The organism is Kitasatospora sp. NPDC098663 (assembly GCF_044760075.1).
Lineage (GTDB): Bacteria > Actinomycetota > Actinomycetes > Streptomycetales > Streptomycetaceae > Kitasatospora.
The window spans coordinates 18,815-34,170 of sequence record NZ_JBIWAP010000020.1 but is presented as its reverse complement, the minus strand read 5'-3'; the positions used below and the strand labels follow the sequence as shown (position 1 = coordinate 34,170).

Annotated in this window: 10 protein-coding genes; 6 read left to right on the top strand and 4 right to left on the bottom strand. The window is 71.6% G+C overall.

All coding sequences use genetic code 11. From position 1 onward, the window contains the following. Positions 1 to 48: 48 nt before the first annotated feature. The 3 genes from hppD (at position 49) to ACIQVZ_RS22100 (ending at position 3,640) form a co-directional block, all read left to right on the top strand. Positions 49 to 1,146 carry a 4-hydroxyphenylpyruvate dioxygenase gene (gene hppD, locus ACIQVZ_RS22110; RefSeq protein WP_402452312.1) on the top strand — a complete coding sequence of 366 codons (1,098 nt, stop codon included), beginning with the start codon at positions 49 to 51 and terminating at the stop codon, positions 1,144 to 1,146. Beyond that, positions 1,143 to 2,345, top strand: coding sequence for an alpha-hydroxy acid oxidase (locus ACIQVZ_RS22105; protein ID WP_402452310.1), 1,203 nt, complete (start codon positions 1,143 to 1,145; stop codon positions 2,343 to 2,345). Before hppD ends, ACIQVZ_RS22105 begins: the two co-directional genes overlap by 4 nt. A 65-nt stretch (positions 2,346 to 2,410) precedes the next feature. Then, a complete protein-coding gene (locus ACIQVZ_RS22100; protein WP_402452401.1) occupies positions 2,411 to 3,640 on the top strand; it encodes a PLP-dependent aminotransferase family protein in 1,230 nt (409 codons plus the stop codon). A 101-nt stretch (positions 3,641 to 3,741) separates the two neighbouring features. On the opposite strand, the gene ACIQVZ_RS22095 is transcribed toward ACIQVZ_RS22100, so the two are convergent. After that, positions 3,742 to 4,296: a MarR family transcriptional regulator gene (locus ACIQVZ_RS22095; RefSeq protein ID WP_350887080.1), complete on the bottom strand. Its 555-nt coding sequence runs from the start codon at positions 4,294 to 4,296 to the stop codon at positions 3,742 to 3,744. A 232-nt stretch (positions 4,297 to 4,528) separates the two neighbouring features. On the opposite strand from ACIQVZ_RS22095, the gene ACIQVZ_RS22090 reads away from it, so the two are divergent. From ACIQVZ_RS22090 to ACIQVZ_RS22080, 3 genes are all read left to right on the top strand, one after another. Then, complete coding sequence (locus tag ACIQVZ_RS22090) at positions 4,529 to 5,728, top strand: cytochrome P450 (RefSeq protein WP_402452306.1); 1,200 nt, start codon at positions 4,529 to 4,531, stop codon at positions 5,726 to 5,728. Positions 5,729 to 5,767: 39 nt separating this feature from the next. Beyond that, positions 5,768 to 5,965 (top strand): ferredoxin, encoded by a 198-nt coding sequence (locus ACIQVZ_RS22085; RefSeq protein WP_350887074.1) that lies wholly within the window; start codon positions 5,768 to 5,770, stop codon positions 5,963 to 5,965. 162 nt (positions 5,966 to 6,127) lie between these two features. Beyond that, the gene (locus tag ACIQVZ_RS22080) at positions 6,128 to 7,891 is read left to right on the top strand and encodes a hypothetical protein (protein ID WP_402452303.1); all 1,764 of its coding nucleotides are present in this window, start codon (positions 6,128 to 6,130) and stop codon (positions 7,889 to 7,891) included. Here ACIQVZ_RS22080 and ACIQVZ_RS22075 read toward each other — a convergent pair. The 3 genes from ACIQVZ_RS22075 to ACIQVZ_RS22065 all read right to left on the bottom strand — a co-directional run bounded on the left by ACIQVZ_RS22075 (position 7,875) and on the right by ACIQVZ_RS22065 (position 14,512). Next, complete coding sequence (locus ACIQVZ_RS22075) at positions 7,875 to 9,902, bottom strand: tetratricopeptide repeat protein (RefSeq protein WP_402452301.1); 2,028 nt, start codon at positions 9,900 to 9,902, stop codon at positions 7,875 to 7,877. The genes ACIQVZ_RS22080 and ACIQVZ_RS22075 overlap by 17 nt on opposite strands. Positions 9,903 to 10,728: 826 nt before the next feature. Further along, positions 10,729 to 13,254, bottom strand: coding sequence for a hypothetical protein (locus ACIQVZ_RS22070; protein WP_402452299.1), 2,526 nt, complete (start codon positions 13,252 to 13,254; stop codon positions 10,729 to 10,731). 475 nt (positions 13,255 to 13,729) lie between these two features. After that, positions 13,730 to 14,512 (bottom strand): hypothetical protein, encoded by a 783-nt coding sequence (locus tag ACIQVZ_RS22065; protein WP_402452298.1) that lies wholly within the window; start codon positions 14,510 to 14,512, stop codon positions 13,730 to 13,732. Positions 14,513 to 15,356: the final 844 nt, after the last annotated feature.

Genomic DNA, 15,356 nt, shown 5'->3' with positions numbered 1-15,356 from the left:
CCGATCACCCTCGACACCTCCTCTCCTCCTCACCAGAAAGCTCCTCGGATGACCGACCGCTCCTCGCCCACCGCCGCCCCGCTCCCCGTCGAACTGGACCACGTCGAGTTCTACCTGTCCGACCTCACCGCCGAGACCGCCCGGCTGACCACCGAGTACGGCTTCGAGCTGCTCGTCCCGCCCACCGAGCGCGGCGAGGCCGCCGAGCGCTGCCTCTCGGCGCTGGTCGGGCAGGGCACCATCCGGCTGCTGCTCACCCAGCCACTGGCCGGCGGCCACCCGGCCACCGACTACCTGGCCCGGCACGGCGACGGCGTGGGCGCACTGGCCCTGCGGGTGCCGGACGCCGCCGACGCCTACCGGACGCTGACCGGCCGGGGCGCCGACGGCCTGCGCCCGCCGCAGGCCGCGCACGGCTGCGTCACGGCGGTGGTCGGCGCCTTCGGCGACGTGGTGCACACCCTGATCGAACGCGGCCCCGAGGCCTCCGCCGACCGGATCCCCGGCCTGCCGGACGCCGTCCCCGTGACCGGTGCCGGCACGGTGGGACTGCGCTCCGTCGACCACTTCGCGGTCTGCGTCCCCTCCGGCGAGCTGCGCGAGACCGTCCGCCGGTACTGCGAGGTCTTCGGCTTCCGGATGATCTTCGAGGAGCGGATCGAGGTCGGCGCGCTCGGCATGGACTCGGCGGTCGTGCAGAGCGCCGACCACAGCGTCACGCTCACCCTGATCGAGCCGCTCAGCCCGGACGCGGGCGGCCAGATCGCCTCCTTCCTCGCCGACCACGGCGGCGCCGGGGTTCAGCACGTGGCCTTCTCCTCCGCCGACGCCGTGCACTCCGTCTCCGCGATGGCGGAACGCGGCGTGCCGTTCCTGCGCACCCCGGGCGCGTACTTCGACGCGCTGCCCACCCGTCTGACGCCGCTGCGGCACTCGCTCGACCAGCTGCGCGCCCTGGACCTGCTGGTCGACCAGGACCACGACGGCCAGCTGTTCCAGATCTTCACCCGCTCCCAGCACCCGCGCGGCACCTTCTTCTTCGAGGTGATCGAGCGCATCCGGGCCCGCACCTTCGGCAGCAACAACGTCCGCGCCCTCTACGAGGCCGTCGAACTCCAGCGCAGCGCCAGCGAAGTGGCCGGATGAACGCGCCGGCCCTGACCGGGCACCAGCCCTCCCCCGCCCCGTCGCCCTCCGTCCCGTCGCCCTCCGTCCCATCACCTTCCTTCCCGTCGCCCTCCGCCCAGCCGCTCTCCGTCGCCGAGTACGCGGAGCCGGCCCGGGCCGTCCTCGCGCCCGAGGTCTGGGACTGGCTGGAGGGCGGCGCGGAGCGCGAGCGCACCCTCGCCGGCAACCGGGCGGCCTTCGACCAACTGGCCCTGGTGCCCCGGGTGCTGGCCGACGTCTCCGCCTGCGACACCGCCACCACCCTGGTGCGCAGCCGCGCGAGCCTGCCGGTGGCGGTGGCGCCCGTCGCGTACCACCGGCTGTTCCACCCCGAGGGCGAGCTGGCCTCGGCCCGGGCGGCGGCCGCGGCGGGGGTGCCGTTCACCGTCGGCACGCTCAGCAGCGTCGGCTTCGAGGAGCTGGCCGCGACAGGAGCCACGCTCTGGTTCCAGCTGTACTGGCTGCGCGACCGGGGGCGGCTGCTCGACCTGGTCACGGCGGCCGAGGCGGCGGGCAGCGAGTGCCTGGTCGTCACCGCCGACGTGCCGTTCATGGGCCGCCGCCTGCGCGACGCCAGGAACGCCTTCGCGCTGCCCGCGGACGTCCGCGCGGTCCTGCTCGAGGACGGCGCCGCCGGGCGGGCCCACCAGGCCACCACCGCCGTCTCGGCGGTGGCCGCGCACACCGCCGAGCTGCTCTCCCCCGCCGTCACCTGGGCGGATCTCGCCTGGCTGCGCGAGCACACCAGCCTGCCGCTGATGGTCAAGGGAGTGCTCGACCCGGCGGACGCGGTGCGGGCCGCCGACCTCGGCGCCGAGGCCGTGGTGGTGTCCAACCACGGCGGCCGCCAGCTCGACCGGGCCGTCCCCTCGATCACCGCGCTGCCCGCCGTCGCCGAGGCGCTGGCCGGCCGCGACTGCCAGGTGCTGCTGGACAGCGGGGTGCGCGGCGGCTCGGACGTGCTCACCGCCCTGGCCCTCGGGGCGTCCGGGGTGCTGCTCGGACGCCCGATGATCTGGGGCCTGGCGGCCCGGGGCGAGGCCGGCTGCGCCCACGTGCTCGACCTGCTGGCCGCGGAGCTGCGGCACGCGCTCGGCCTCGCGGGCTGCGCCGACCTGAGCGCGGCCGCCGCGCTGCGCACCACCCCCATGCCCTGCCCCACCTGGAGTGCCCCGTGACCACCACCGCCCCACCCCGCGGCCTGCTGCGGGCCGACCTGCACCCCTCCCTCGCCGACCCGGCGATGACCTCGATGAACCTGCTCAACGAGATCTCCATCCGCTACCCGGAGGCGGTCTCCTTCGCCGCGGGCCGCCCGGCGGAGCAGTTCTTCGAACTCGACGCCGTCCACCGCCACCTGGACCGCTACGTCGCCCACCTGCGCGCCGAGCACGGGCTCTCCGAGGAGGCGGCCCGGCGGCAGGTGCTCCAGTACGGGCGGACCAAGGGGATCATCCACGAGCTGATCGCCGCCCACCTCGCGGTGGACGAGGGCATCCAGGTGCCCGCCGAGTCGATCGTGGTGACGGTGGGCTGCCAGGAGGCGATGTTCCTGGTGCTGCGGGCGCTGCGCCGCGGCCCCGAGGACGTGGTGCTCGCCGTCTCGCCCACGTACGTGGGGCTGACCGGCGCGGCGCTGCTCGCCGACCTGCCGGTGCGGCCGGTCGCCGACGGCCCGGACGGCGTGGACCTCGCCGACCTTCGCCGCCAACTGGCCGCCGCCCGGGCCGAGGGGCTGCGCCCGCGCGCCCTCTACCTGGTACCGGACGTCGCCAACCCGAGCGGGGCCAGCCTGCCGCTGGAGCTGCGGCGGGAGTTGCTCGCCCTGGCCGCCGAGGAGGACTTCCTCCTGCTGGAGGACAACCCGTACTGCGTCTTCGCCGGCGAGGAACGGCTGCCCTCGCTCAAGGCCCTGGACACCGAACGGCGGGTCGTCCACCTCGGCTCCTTCGCCAAGACGGCCCTCCCCGGCGCCCGGGTCGGGTACGTGGTGGCGGACCAGCCGGTGGCGGACGGCGCGGGCGGCACCGACCTGCTGGCCGACCTGCTCGGCATGATCAAGAGCATGACCACGGTGAACACCTCACCGATCGCCCAGGCCGTGATCGGCGGGGCGCTGCTCGAACACGGCTACAGCCTGCGGGCCGCCAACACCGAGGTCGCCGCGCTCTACCGGCGCAACCTCGCGCTCGTCCTGGCGGGCCTGGCGCGGCGCTTCCCGCCCGGCAGCGGGGTGAGCTGGAACGAACCGCGCGGCGGGTTCTTCCTGGTGGTCACGGTGCCGTTCGCGGTGGACGACGCACTGCTCGAACTCTCGGCCTCGGAGTACGGGGTGATCTGGACCCCGATGTCGCACTTCTACCCGGGCGCGGGCGGGGAGCGGCAGCTGCGGCTCTCCGTCAGCCAGGTCGACCCGGACACCGTCGACCGCGGGCTGGACGGACTGGCCGCCCTGATCGCCGCACGGTCCTGATCCCCGCACGGTCCTGATCCCCGCACGGTCCTGATCCCCGCACGGCTCCGACCTCGGAGGGGGCGCCCGCTCCGGCGCTCCCTCCCTTTCCGGGCCCCGCGTCAGGGGCGGCGGTTCGGGCCCGGGTCGGCGGTGCCGACGCCCCCGGCCGCCCCGTCCACGGGCGCGGCGTCCTCGGCCAGCATCTTGATCCGGACCTGCCGCACGTACCGGTCCACCAAGTGCCGCAGCACGCTGACCGTCGCGGCGACGTCCGGCGCCGGAATCCCGTCCAGCGCATTGGCCAGACCGGCGATGTTGGCCTGTTTCAGACGGTTGAGCATCGCCCGTCCCTCGGCCGTGAGCGCCACCTGGCGGGCCCGGCGGTCCAGCACGTCAGGGGTCCGTTCCACCAGCTGCTGGGTCTGCAGCCGGTCGATCTGCCGGGTGACGTGGGAGGGCTTGACCATCAGCCGGGCGGCCAGGTCGCCCACCCGGCTGACCTCCTCGGCCTCGGCGAGCGCGCGCAGCAGGTAGACGTCCGAGCGCGCCGCCGTGATGCCGGCCCGCGCCGTCTGGCGCTCGTGTTCCTGCGAGCGGGTCAGCAGGTAGGCCAGCGAGGCCAGCACCTCCTCCAGTTCGGAGGTGGCGGTCGGATTGTCTGTTGCGTCCGGCATGGGGGAACTGTAGCGACCCCGTTCGGGGAGTGGTTCCCCTCTCGACCACTGACCGGTTTCCGGACAGATTCGTTCGCCACCGGATGAGCCCTTTCGCCACCACTGACCGCGAGTTAGCGTGACGGTGAGTTAGTTGCTTAGGGCATGCAATGGTCCCGGGCGCTACCCCACGGCACCGCAGGCCCATCCGCTCGGCGCCACCGGCAAATCCGCTCCGCGAAGGGAGCCCATGATGGCCACCGCCGCTCACAACCCCCAGTTCACCCACCCCGCCGCCCGTGGCGGCTGCCCGTTCGACCCGCCGCCGGCCTACCAGCAGGCCCAGCAGGACGAACCGATCAGCCGGATCACCCTCTGGGACGGCGCCCCCAGCTGGCTGGTCACCCGCCACGACGACATCAAGGCCGTGCTCAGCGACGCCCGCTTCAGCTCGGACGCCGCCCGGCCCGGCTTCCCGTTCATCAGCGCCGGCGCCCGCCAGCTGAGCAGCGGCCAGCGGACCTTCATCCGGATGGACGACCCGGAGCACGCCCAGCTGCGCCGGATGCTCACCAGCGAATTCATGATCAAGAAGGTCGAGGCACTGCGCCCCGAGGTCCAGCGCATCGCCGACGAACTGCTCGACGAGCTGACCGCCGGCCGTAACTCCGGCGATCTGGTCCACGAGTTCGCGCTGCCGCTGCCGTCCCTGGTCATCTGCCTGCTGCTCGGCGTCCCCTACCAGGACCACGGCTTCTTCCAGGAGTGCAGCCGGGTCCTGTTGCGCCGCGACTCCTCGGCCGACGAGGTGCGGATCGCCCAGCAGAACCTGGCCGACTACCTGGTCAAGCTCACCGACTCCAAGCGCACCGAACCCGACGACGGCATCCTCAGCCGCCTGGTCGCCCGCGGCGAGCTGAGCACCGAGGAGATCGGCGCCATGGGCCGGCTGCTGCTGGTCGCCGGACACGAGACCACGGCGAACATGACCGCGCTCTCCATCCTGGCCCTGCTGCAGAACCCCACCCAGCTCGCCCACCTGCGCGAGCACCCGGAGTCGGTCGGCGGCGCCGTCGAGGAACTGCTGCGCTACCTCACCATCGTGCACTCCGGCCTGACCCGGGTCGCCACCGAGGACGTCACCATCGGCGACGTCCTGATCCGGGCGGGCGAGGGCGTGATCTGCATGATCAGCACCGCGAACCGGGACGAGCAGAAGTTCCCCGCCGGCGACGAGCTCGACCTCTCCCGCGACGCGCGCCTCCACCTGGCCTTCGGCTTCGGCGTCCACCAGTGCCTCGGACAGCCCCTGGCCCGACTGGAACTGCAGATCGCGCTGAACTCCATCCTGCGGCGACTGCCCGAACTGCGCCTGGCCGTACCGTTCGAGGAGATCCGCTTCCGGGGCGACATGCTCATCTACGGCGTCCACGAGCTCCCCCTCGCCTGGTAGCAGCCCCCGCGTCCGAACCGATCCTCCGAAGGGAAAGCCATGCTCATCCACATCGACCAGGAAAAGTGCTGCGGCGCCGGCCACTGCGTACTCGCCGCCCCCGAGGTCTTCGACCAGCGCGACGAGGACGGCATCGTCGTCCTCCTCGACGCCGCACCGCCCGCCGACCTCCACCAGGCCGTCCAGGACGCCGCCGCGGTCTGCCCGGCCGCGGCCATCCGCCTCGAACACCCGTAATCACCCCCAACCCCCCAACCCGCCGCCGAGCGAAGACCCTGACCGCGAGTCGGGTCCGGCCGAACCGACCGGTCCCGACCGAGGCCGAGCCTCGACATCCACACCGTGGAACAATGGCCGGACCTCGCGAGGGGAGGCGGCGAGCATCGAAGGAGCGGCGGGTTGGCAGGGCTGGTGACCGACTGGATCCGGGTTCCGGTGGGCGAGGACGCTTCGAGGTGGACCACCCGCGGTGGTTGCCGCCGGGTTCTCCTCGTCGTCCACAACGTGACCTCCGCGACCCGACTCCTGGACGTCGTTCCGCTGTTCCGCGACGACCTCAGGATCCAGCTGCTGGCCGCCTGCACGGGATCGTCCCCCTTCAGCGCAGGAGTCGCCGAGCTGCTGAGCTCCCTCGGGGTTCCGGTACTTCCGTGGGAGCAGGCCAGGAAGACACCCGTCGACCTCGCCCTGTCGGCCAGCTTCGGCGGTGAACTGGCTGACTTCCAGGGGAAGTTGGTCGTCCTCTCACACGGCACCGGATACAATAAAACGCTCGCGACACCGAACACCGAACACCGAACACCGAACACCGAACACCGAACACCGAACGCGCCGCATGCCCCGGTCTTCGGCCTGGCGCCCGAGTGGCTGCTGTCCGACGGGATTCCGCTCGCCCGGGCGATGGTGCTCTCCCACCCCGAGCAGCTCGGCCGGCTGCGCGAAGCCTGCCCCGAGGCCGCTCCGACGGCGGTGCTCGGCGGCGACCCCTGCTTCGACCGCATCCTGGCCGCCCTTCCGCACCGGGAACGCCATCGCCGCGCGTTCGACGTCCGACCCGGGCAGCGGCTCATCGTGCTCAACTCCACCTGGAACCCGCAGTCGCTCTTCGGTGACGCCGGCACGGACGACCCGCTGCCGTGGCTGCTCGACCGCCTCACCGCCGAACTCCCGGTCGACGACTACCGGGTGGCGGCCGTCCTCCACCCGAACATCTGGCACGGCCACGGCCCCGGCCAGGTCCGCCTCTGGCTGGACCGCGCCGAGCGGGCCGGCCTCATCCTGATCGACCCCCTGGACAGCTGGCGACAGGCACTGATCGCCGCCGACGCGGTGATCGGGGACTTCGGCTCGGTCAGCTACTACGCTGCCGCACTGGGCACCCCCGTTCTGCTCGGCACGGCCTCCGACGAGGTGCTGGGCGCCGGCTCGCCGGTGGCGGCCTTCGTCCGCGAAGCCCCCCGGCTCGCCCTGGACTCCCCCCTGCTGCCACAGCTGAACCGACTCCTGACTGACCATCAACCTCTTGATGCTCCCGGCAAGTTGACGACGTCGTCGCCCGGCGAGGCAGCCGGCCTGCTGCGTTCGCTCTTCTACGAGGTCATGGGACTGCCCGAACCGACAGAGCCGGCTCTCCTGGACCTGCTCCCACTCCCCGCCTACCGGCCGCCGATCCGAACCGTGCCGCTCCGGGTCCGTACCCGCCCGGGGCCCCGCCCGCACGAGGTCACCATCGAGCGGGTCACCGAAGGCCGGTACGGGCCTTCCGGGCCCGGCTCCGATCACCTCGCGGTGCACGAGGACACCCTCGACCAGGGCCTCCTCGGTCTGGCCGACGCGATCCTCCGCCACGGGGAGGCCGACGACCCCCGGATCGGTCCGCCCCGGGAGTGGGCCGCGGCGACGCTCGCCCGCTACCCGAACTGCTCGCTCGCGGCCTTCGTCTCCGGTCCGGACACCTGTGAAGTGCTGCTGCGCGACCGGGGATTCGTCCGCCTCACCAGCCGCACGCTCGACCCGGCGGCGGCCGCCTCGGCCCTGTTCGCCCGATGGAACGGCGCCGCCGTCCCCCGACCCCTGCGACCCCTGCGACCCCTGCCGCCGACGGAGCTGACGGTGCGCACCGGCGGCGCGTCCCACCCGGTCCTGGTCAGTCCCGTTCCGTGAGGCACTGCTGCCGCAGGCCCGCCAGGTAGCGCAGATGGGGCTCCGCCTGCTCGCGGTCCAGGATCGCGGTGGCCTCGTCGATCGCGGCCAGCGCCTGTTCCGTCGCCGAGGTGTCCGCCCAGGTCTCCGCGAGATTGGTGAGGGTGCGGGCCGCGTTGTAGTCGTCGCGCAGACGCCGGAATTCGGACAACGCCTCCGTCAGCCAGGTCCGGGCCCGCCCGTACTCGGCCAGTCCCCGCAGCGCCCGCCCCCGGTGCCGTTTCAGCAGCGCCCGGGCCCGCGGGACGTCCCCCGCCCGCTCGTGGTCCGGGCCGATCGAGGCGAGCAGCCCGTCGGCCCGCTCGAAGCAGTCGTACGCGGGCTGCCACCGCCACTGCCGGAGCCTCAGCAGCCCGAGCGACTCGACGGCCGTGGCCTGGCCCAGCAGGTGGCCGGCCCGTTCGAACGCCGAGGAGGCGTCGACCAGACAGCTCTCGGCCTCGGCCAGCAGGTCCAGTTCCATCAGGGCGAACGCCAGCTGGGTGTGCATCCGGCCGGCCATCGCCGAGTCCGGGTCGTGCGCGACCGCTGCCCGCACGGCGGCTCGCAGCGCCGGCAACAGGGCCTCGTGCCGACCGGCCTTGAGCTGCACCGCCCACGACGCCTCCGCCAGCTCGCACGCCATGGCCGGCGCGGCCAACTCCTCGGCGGCGAGCACCGCCTCGACCAGGTTGCCCACCTCCGCGGCCAGGGCGGCCAACGCCGCACCGGCGTCCGGGTAGTCACCGGGCCCGAGCTCGCGGTAGAGCGGCCCGACGTGCCAACGCTCCCGCAACGCCGCGTAGTCGGCCCGGACGGCGAAGCGCAGCAGGTGCTCCACGGCACGCGTCACCGCACCCGCGCACGCGGCCAGACCGTCCACCCGCGCCGCCTGCTCCTCGGCGAACCGGCGCACGGCGGGCCGGTAGCGGTAGCGGCCCTCGGGCGCAGCCTCCACCAGACCGGCCTCGGCGAGCCCCGCCAGCAGGACACCGGCGCGCTCGACCGCGGGTCCGCCGGGTCCGGCGACCGCCACGGTCAGCTCGGGACCGACAGCCGGCCACGGCCGCAGGGCGCAGAGCCGGAACAGCCGGGCCTCCTCCGGCTCCAGCGCCTCGTACGACTCCTGCACGGCGACGCGCACCGGATCACCCCCGTGGGGATCGCCATCGCCACCACCGCCCCGGCCGCCCCGGCGCTGCTGGGGGATGAACGCCAGCCGGGGAGCCGCGGCACGCAGGGCGAAGGGCGATCCGCCGCACCGTTCGAGGACATCCGACAGGGCGGGTCCGGCGGCGGAGACGGTCTCCTTCCCCGCGAGGTCCGTGAGCAGCCGCCTGGCGTCCTTGTCGGACAGCGGCCCCACCGGAATCGGGACGGCATCGAGACCGGTGAGCGGACGCCGGGCCACCACGACCGTGACGACGCCCGGAGCCCCGGTGATCAACGGCCGGACCTGGGCCGCCGACCGGGTGTGGTCCAGCACGACGAGCAACTGCCGCTCGGCGACCAGCGACCGGAACCGCTCGACCCGGTCCTGCGCGGCCGGCGGAACCCGGTCCGCCGGCATGCCGAGGTGGATCAGGAACTGCCGGAGCACGGCGGCCGCATCGGGTGCGGTGGCCAGCGACCCGCCGGAGAGGTCCGCGTAGAGCTGCCCATCCGGAAACCGCTTCCGCTGCAGCGCACCCCAGTGAACGGCCGCGGCACTCACGCCCATCCCCTGCGGCCCGTACAGGACACTGACGCGGGGCGTGCCGTCCGCCTTCCGTCCGGCCTCCTTGTCCAACAGTGCCAGCACCTTGCGCCGGTCGGTGAAGAAGCGGTCGGAGGGCGGCAGCAGCGAAGGCGCCGCCAACGGCCCGGACCAGCCCCCGCCCTGGCCGCCCAGCCAGGCCCGAAGCGCCCTGGCCCGCACGGGATCCGACTCCGCCACATCCAGCAACAGCTGTGCCACGGTGGCCCGTTCGGCGGCATCGGTCGGCGCCGGCACATCCCGCCCCGTCACCCGACGGACGAACGCACCCGCCGACTCCCAGGCCCACTTACCGGCCTCGTTCGCCACACTCGCACCCACGGCGCCGAAAACAGCGGCCACCGCCGACAACGACACCGGCTCCAACACCCCACACCCCCTGCTCCACCGCGGCACCCGACCAACACCGCCGCACCCTCACATCCGGCCCCACGGTAGCCTGCCGAACCCCACCATGGGCACGACACAACCAGGCCCAGTCCCGCCTCCCCTCCGAACCAACCACCCCACCACGACGTGGACACCATCGCCACCCTGAACGACCCCACCGGCTCCAGCATCTCCCCCGTCCAGACCAAGCGCTCCAAGACAAGATCGCAAGACGCCGGCACCACGGCCGCCCACCACCTGCCGGGCCATCAACAAAAAAGGCCGCCGGCCTGGGATTTCTCCCGGCCAACGGCCTTACGACATCACTGTCGGGACGACAGGATTTGAACCTGCGGCCCCTTGACCCCAGTCGCCCGCGCATAGCCATCGCCGCACGTCAGACGGTAGACAGCCCGCGCTGTTCGTTCACCGAGAAACACCTCAGAGGCGGTGGCGAACGACGCGCGGTCCCCGACAAGTCCCCCACCGGTACCCTTTCGCTGCAACCCTCAGCAACGCTCAGTGCGCAACCGCATACAGAGGAGTGGAACTCGGGATACTCATCGATCTCGCTGTAATGGTGCCGCACAGATATCATCCCTGAGGCGGAGGCCCTCCGACTTCCCAAGCCCCTCAAGGGGAGCCCCTCTCGCAGCTGCCGTATTCGCCCCCGGACACGACGGGAGCACCCCAGCTACATCTTTAGAATCAGCGTCTCAACGCTCTCCAGTTCCGCAGCGCTGGTATGCGCTGCGTCGCGGAGCGCCGTCAACTTCTCCATCCACTGGATCCGCTGGTCGGCCGGGAGCGGGTCCTCGCCCAGTTTGGTTCGCAGGTCGATCGCTTCGTTGAACCTGGTCATGAGTTCCTGAGCGGCAGCGGTGGCGATCCGGTAGCTGCCTTCGACTAGCTCGATTCGCGAGGGCATCTCCCGACGCAGGACGGCGAGCCGGTCGCGGGGGTCTTGCGGTGCTTGCCCGTTCGCGGTGGCCGGCATGGTGCTGGTGCTGCTGTCTGAGGCCGTAGTGTCGTCAGCCGTGGCGCCGGAGCCGCTTCCCGAGTTCGTGCTCTGGGTGAGGTCCGACGGAAAGGTGTCGTCGAACCACGCCTTGTCGACGACGATGCCGGTGGGTGCGCCGTCGAAGTCCGGGACGAGGATCATGCCGGGAACGATCGGACTCCGGTGGTCCTCGTTCACCTCGCGCTCGCCGTAGCAGACCGGCCTGGCGCCGTCGGGGGCCTTCGGCGCCAGGACGAGGTCGGGGTGCTCAAGGACGGATCGCGCGAAGGCCAGCAAGAGGGCGCGGCTGACGTTCTGTGCGCCTGCCGTGTAAGCCATGGTGAGCGCCGCGACGGCGTTGGCCGGACTGCGGCGTACGCCCTTGCGCCCGGCGCCGGCCTCGCTTCCCTGGCCGGGCGTGACGAGGGGCTGGGGCGCGTGGATCAGCGCGGGCATTATGCGCCGCACCAGCGCGGCCCACGCTGCCGGTTCACCGGCCTCGGCCCGCAGGAGCAGTTCCTTGAGCGACCGGGGGTCCTGATTGGCGCCATCCCTGGCGTCCGTCACCGTGAACAGGCCGAGCGCCGAGAGGATGTTGGCCCGGTGGAGAAAGAGTTGGGCGACGGCCGCCGACCACAGTCGCGTGCGGGTCTCGGCGTTCAGGGCCTTGGTCTGGCTCCACGCCGGTTCCTGCATACTCGCCCGGACGATCGGCCAGAACGCCCCGGTGTTCCGCACCTGCCGCTTCCCGTTGACGGGCCCGGCCGCGGGAATCTCGGGGAAGACCAGCGCGGTGATAGCCCGTACAGCGATATCCCGCAGGGTGACCGGCGAGACCTTCTCGTCCGCGGGCAGCAGGGCGGCCAGGGGGTCGAGGGGGCCATTCGCCGTCAGGGCGTTGCGCACCCCGTCCACGTCGAGGAGGTCCACGCCCTGGGCCGTGGGGAATGTCTCGTCGAGCAGTTCGACGAGCTTGCCGTCCTTGGCGTAGGCGTCGACGAGGGTCGCGAACAGGGCGACCAGCCGGGCTTCCTCGTCGTAGGGCTGGATCCCGCGGAGGTGGTCGTTGACGTTCAGGCCTCGCAGCACGTGTTCCAGTGCGGCCGGCTTGCTGCAGCCGACGACGATCTCCATTGGCACCGTGGCGATCTTCGCGGCGCGCCGGGCCGTGTGCTCCGGCTCCGTCTCCTCGTCGGCGTCGGCCTCGTTGAGGCGCTGCGAGAGCCGGTTGAGGGCCTCTCGCTGGTTCAGCAGCCGCACACCGGGTTCGTGCTTGTCCGAGGGCAGAGACACGACGGTCCGCGGCATGCCGGTGACGATGTGCTCGGGGCGCAGTCCGAAGACATCCAGGCGTGCCAGGGCGCGGTTGTTGGCGGTAACCGCGACCAGCCGCCACAGCTCGGACAGGGTTCCGTCCGTGTTCCTGATGCCCCACTGCTGCAGGACGCTCATGCCGCGCGAGAGCTGGCCGGCGGCGACCAGGGATTCGGCGAGGTCGTATCCGCGGGTCTTGCCGAAGCGCTTCAACTGGTCGGCAGCGTAGCGCTGAACGTGGACGGCCTGTTCGTAGGTCTGCTCGGCGAGGGTGAGCGCAGCCATCGGTGCACCGTCCTCCTCGGCCGCCCGCACCACGGGGCGCGGGAGGCGGTTGCCAAGCGAGGTGAGCACGGCGGCCCGGCGATGCTCGGCCTCTCGCACCTGGCGGGCGGCATCCGCCAGTTTGCTCTCCGCAGCGGCGAGGGCGGTGGCGTAGTGGGCGTCTTCGCTGGGAGCGCGGCGACGGGCATCGCGCTCCTTCTCCGCGGCCTTCTTGACCTTCTCGGAAGCGTCCAGCACGGTTTCGGCTGCGATCAGGTCGGCGACACGCCTGGTGGCTTCGGGGCTGGGCGGGGACCAGATGCCGACGGTGCGGTCGTTGAGGTCCCACGGTGCCACGGCCGCGCCATGGACATCGCAGATGAGCAGGAGGACGTGGTCGTTGCCCGACTGCACCACCCGCGACGCCGTGGGGTTGAGGATCCTCCTGCTGCGCGTGGTGCTGATGAGCTTCTTGATCTCGGTCTCACCAAGGGCGGTGGCAAGGCCTTCCGTGATCGCGGCGCGGGGCGGGGGCACCAGCCCCAGGTCCTCGCAGGTGTTCTCGACGGCTTCCGCCAGGTGGCTGGCCCACGCCGGGGTGCCGATGTACGGGTAGATGCCGGTTGGTCGCTTGGCGGCCATGAGATCTGTCCTTCTCCCGGCGGGGCCGGGCGGCAAGGCACGCCTCCGTCTCTCGGGGCGCGACACGCGCCCGAGGACTCACCCCCTCGTGCCAGCGCGAAATCCGCTGCAGGAACCGGAAGGCGCCCTATGCGACCCGCTACGTACGATTCAATGGTCGACGCCTGCAGAGGGATTACGCCGGACGACACCCACAGGTTGGGTGTCCGGGATCTCGCGTCTGGTTTCCTGCTCCGCCGACGGCGGCATGAGGCAAGCGGCGGTGATGAACCACCGACGTGCGACACCGACAGTGCCAGCGCTCGGGGCAAGGAGGCGAGCATCGACCGGTTCGTCCACTCGATCGGATGAACTTTCTCTCAGATCGCTGGCCAGCAGGCTGGTTTACGGCTTGAGGAACAGCGAAGCGGGGAGGTGGCCCGAGCTGGTGATCTTCCGAGAATCACCGGCCGGCAGCGGACGGGCCACAACCCAGCTACGACGTGACGGACTGGCCGGTCGCGGCCGCCGTGTCGGAGAGAGGGGCGTCTGCCGCCAGAGCCGCGAGCGGGCGCACCGGAGTTCCAGTCTGCAGCAGACGGCGCCACCGGGTCGGCCGACCGGTGGAGAGTCGGCGCAGTTCCGAGTACCGCACCACCGCCTGCGGGGTTGCCGTGCGGACCCAGATCGGGGCTCCGACGATGATCCGCTGAACGCCTTCGAGGCTGGTGCCGTCGAAGTTCCACCGCTCGGGGTCGAGCGCGACGTCGCTGTAGATCACCGCCAGCCATTCCACGTCGGTTGCATGGCCGAGCGCCCACCGGCGCGTCCACGGCTCCTGAGACGATCCACCCTCGGCTCGCTCCCTGTCCCCGAGTGCGATCTTCAACGCCTCGACGGCGAGTCCCGGCTCATCCCACTGCGAGGTGTTCCGGGCACCTCGGCTCGCCAGGAGTTCGGCGACGGCGTACCAGGCGGACGAGGAGCTACCCTCGACCGCTTCGCCGGCGCCGAAATCGGCCATGTTGTCCACACTGCCGAACAAGCACAAGTCGACCCGCTGGCCGGAGCTGCTCTCAGTGCGGGAGTGGAGCACGATGCCCTTCTCTCGGGCGGGTCCGTCGGTGAAGGCCGAGAACACGATCTTCCCCACCCCGCTGGCGAGCAGCACCTGCGGCTCGTCATAGGTCACGGCGATCCGCCCCCGAAATGCCCGCACGAGCCGGTCGGCCACCTGCTTCCGGCTTCGTTCGCGGTCTTCTGCGCGCTGGATGCCCACGACCGGGAGAGAGATGCCGAACAGGGAGGACGGGGTGCTCGCGGTGGAGAGGCGCCACGAGGAACCCAGGCGCAGGCCGTTGTCCCGCCCGAGGGCGCGGATCTGCCGTTCCGACCAGTACCGGTACCTCGTGAACTCGCGGACCATCTGCGCTGATGCCTCCTCAGGTCCACGCGAGCCTAGCGAGTACCCGCGCAGCTGGCTCGTGACCGGCGCCAGGCCCCTCCACCCAGGAGATCGTCACGGAGAGCCATCGATGCCCTGGATGTGGCACAGCGTTGAGACCGCTCGCGGCATCCGAGCAAAGGGCGATTGTGTCGAGCTGGACACGATCCCGCCACCTGAGAGGTGGTCAGTCGTGGCCAACTCTCGCCACACAAGCCCGATTTCCACCAGAAACGTGACCGGAAATCGACTATCACAGATTGGCAACGGTCGCTTAGCGTAGCTGAGCAGACAGGCATTTCGGGCCCACTCGAGACCGCTCGGGAGGCCACTGGGTCGCCTCGGTCCCAAATTGGCCCCAAACAGTGTGCGAACCAATTCCGCTAGCCCCTGACGGCCCATCACGCAAAAGGCCGATGACCTGGGATTTCTCCCGGCCGGCGGCCTTTCCGACTCACGTCGGGACGACAGGATTTGAACCTGCGACCCCTTGACCCCCAGTCAAGCGGTTCACTTATTGTCGACAGCCGAGACCTCAAGGTCTGGACTGTCTTGCTGATCAACCACCGTGAGGTGCAAGTAAGTTGGGACTTCTCGACGGAAGTGGCGCTGCGGAGCGCTGACCGTGGCTCAGCGTTTACTTTGCGCACAAGTGTCCGTTCGGATCATCAGCGTCCAT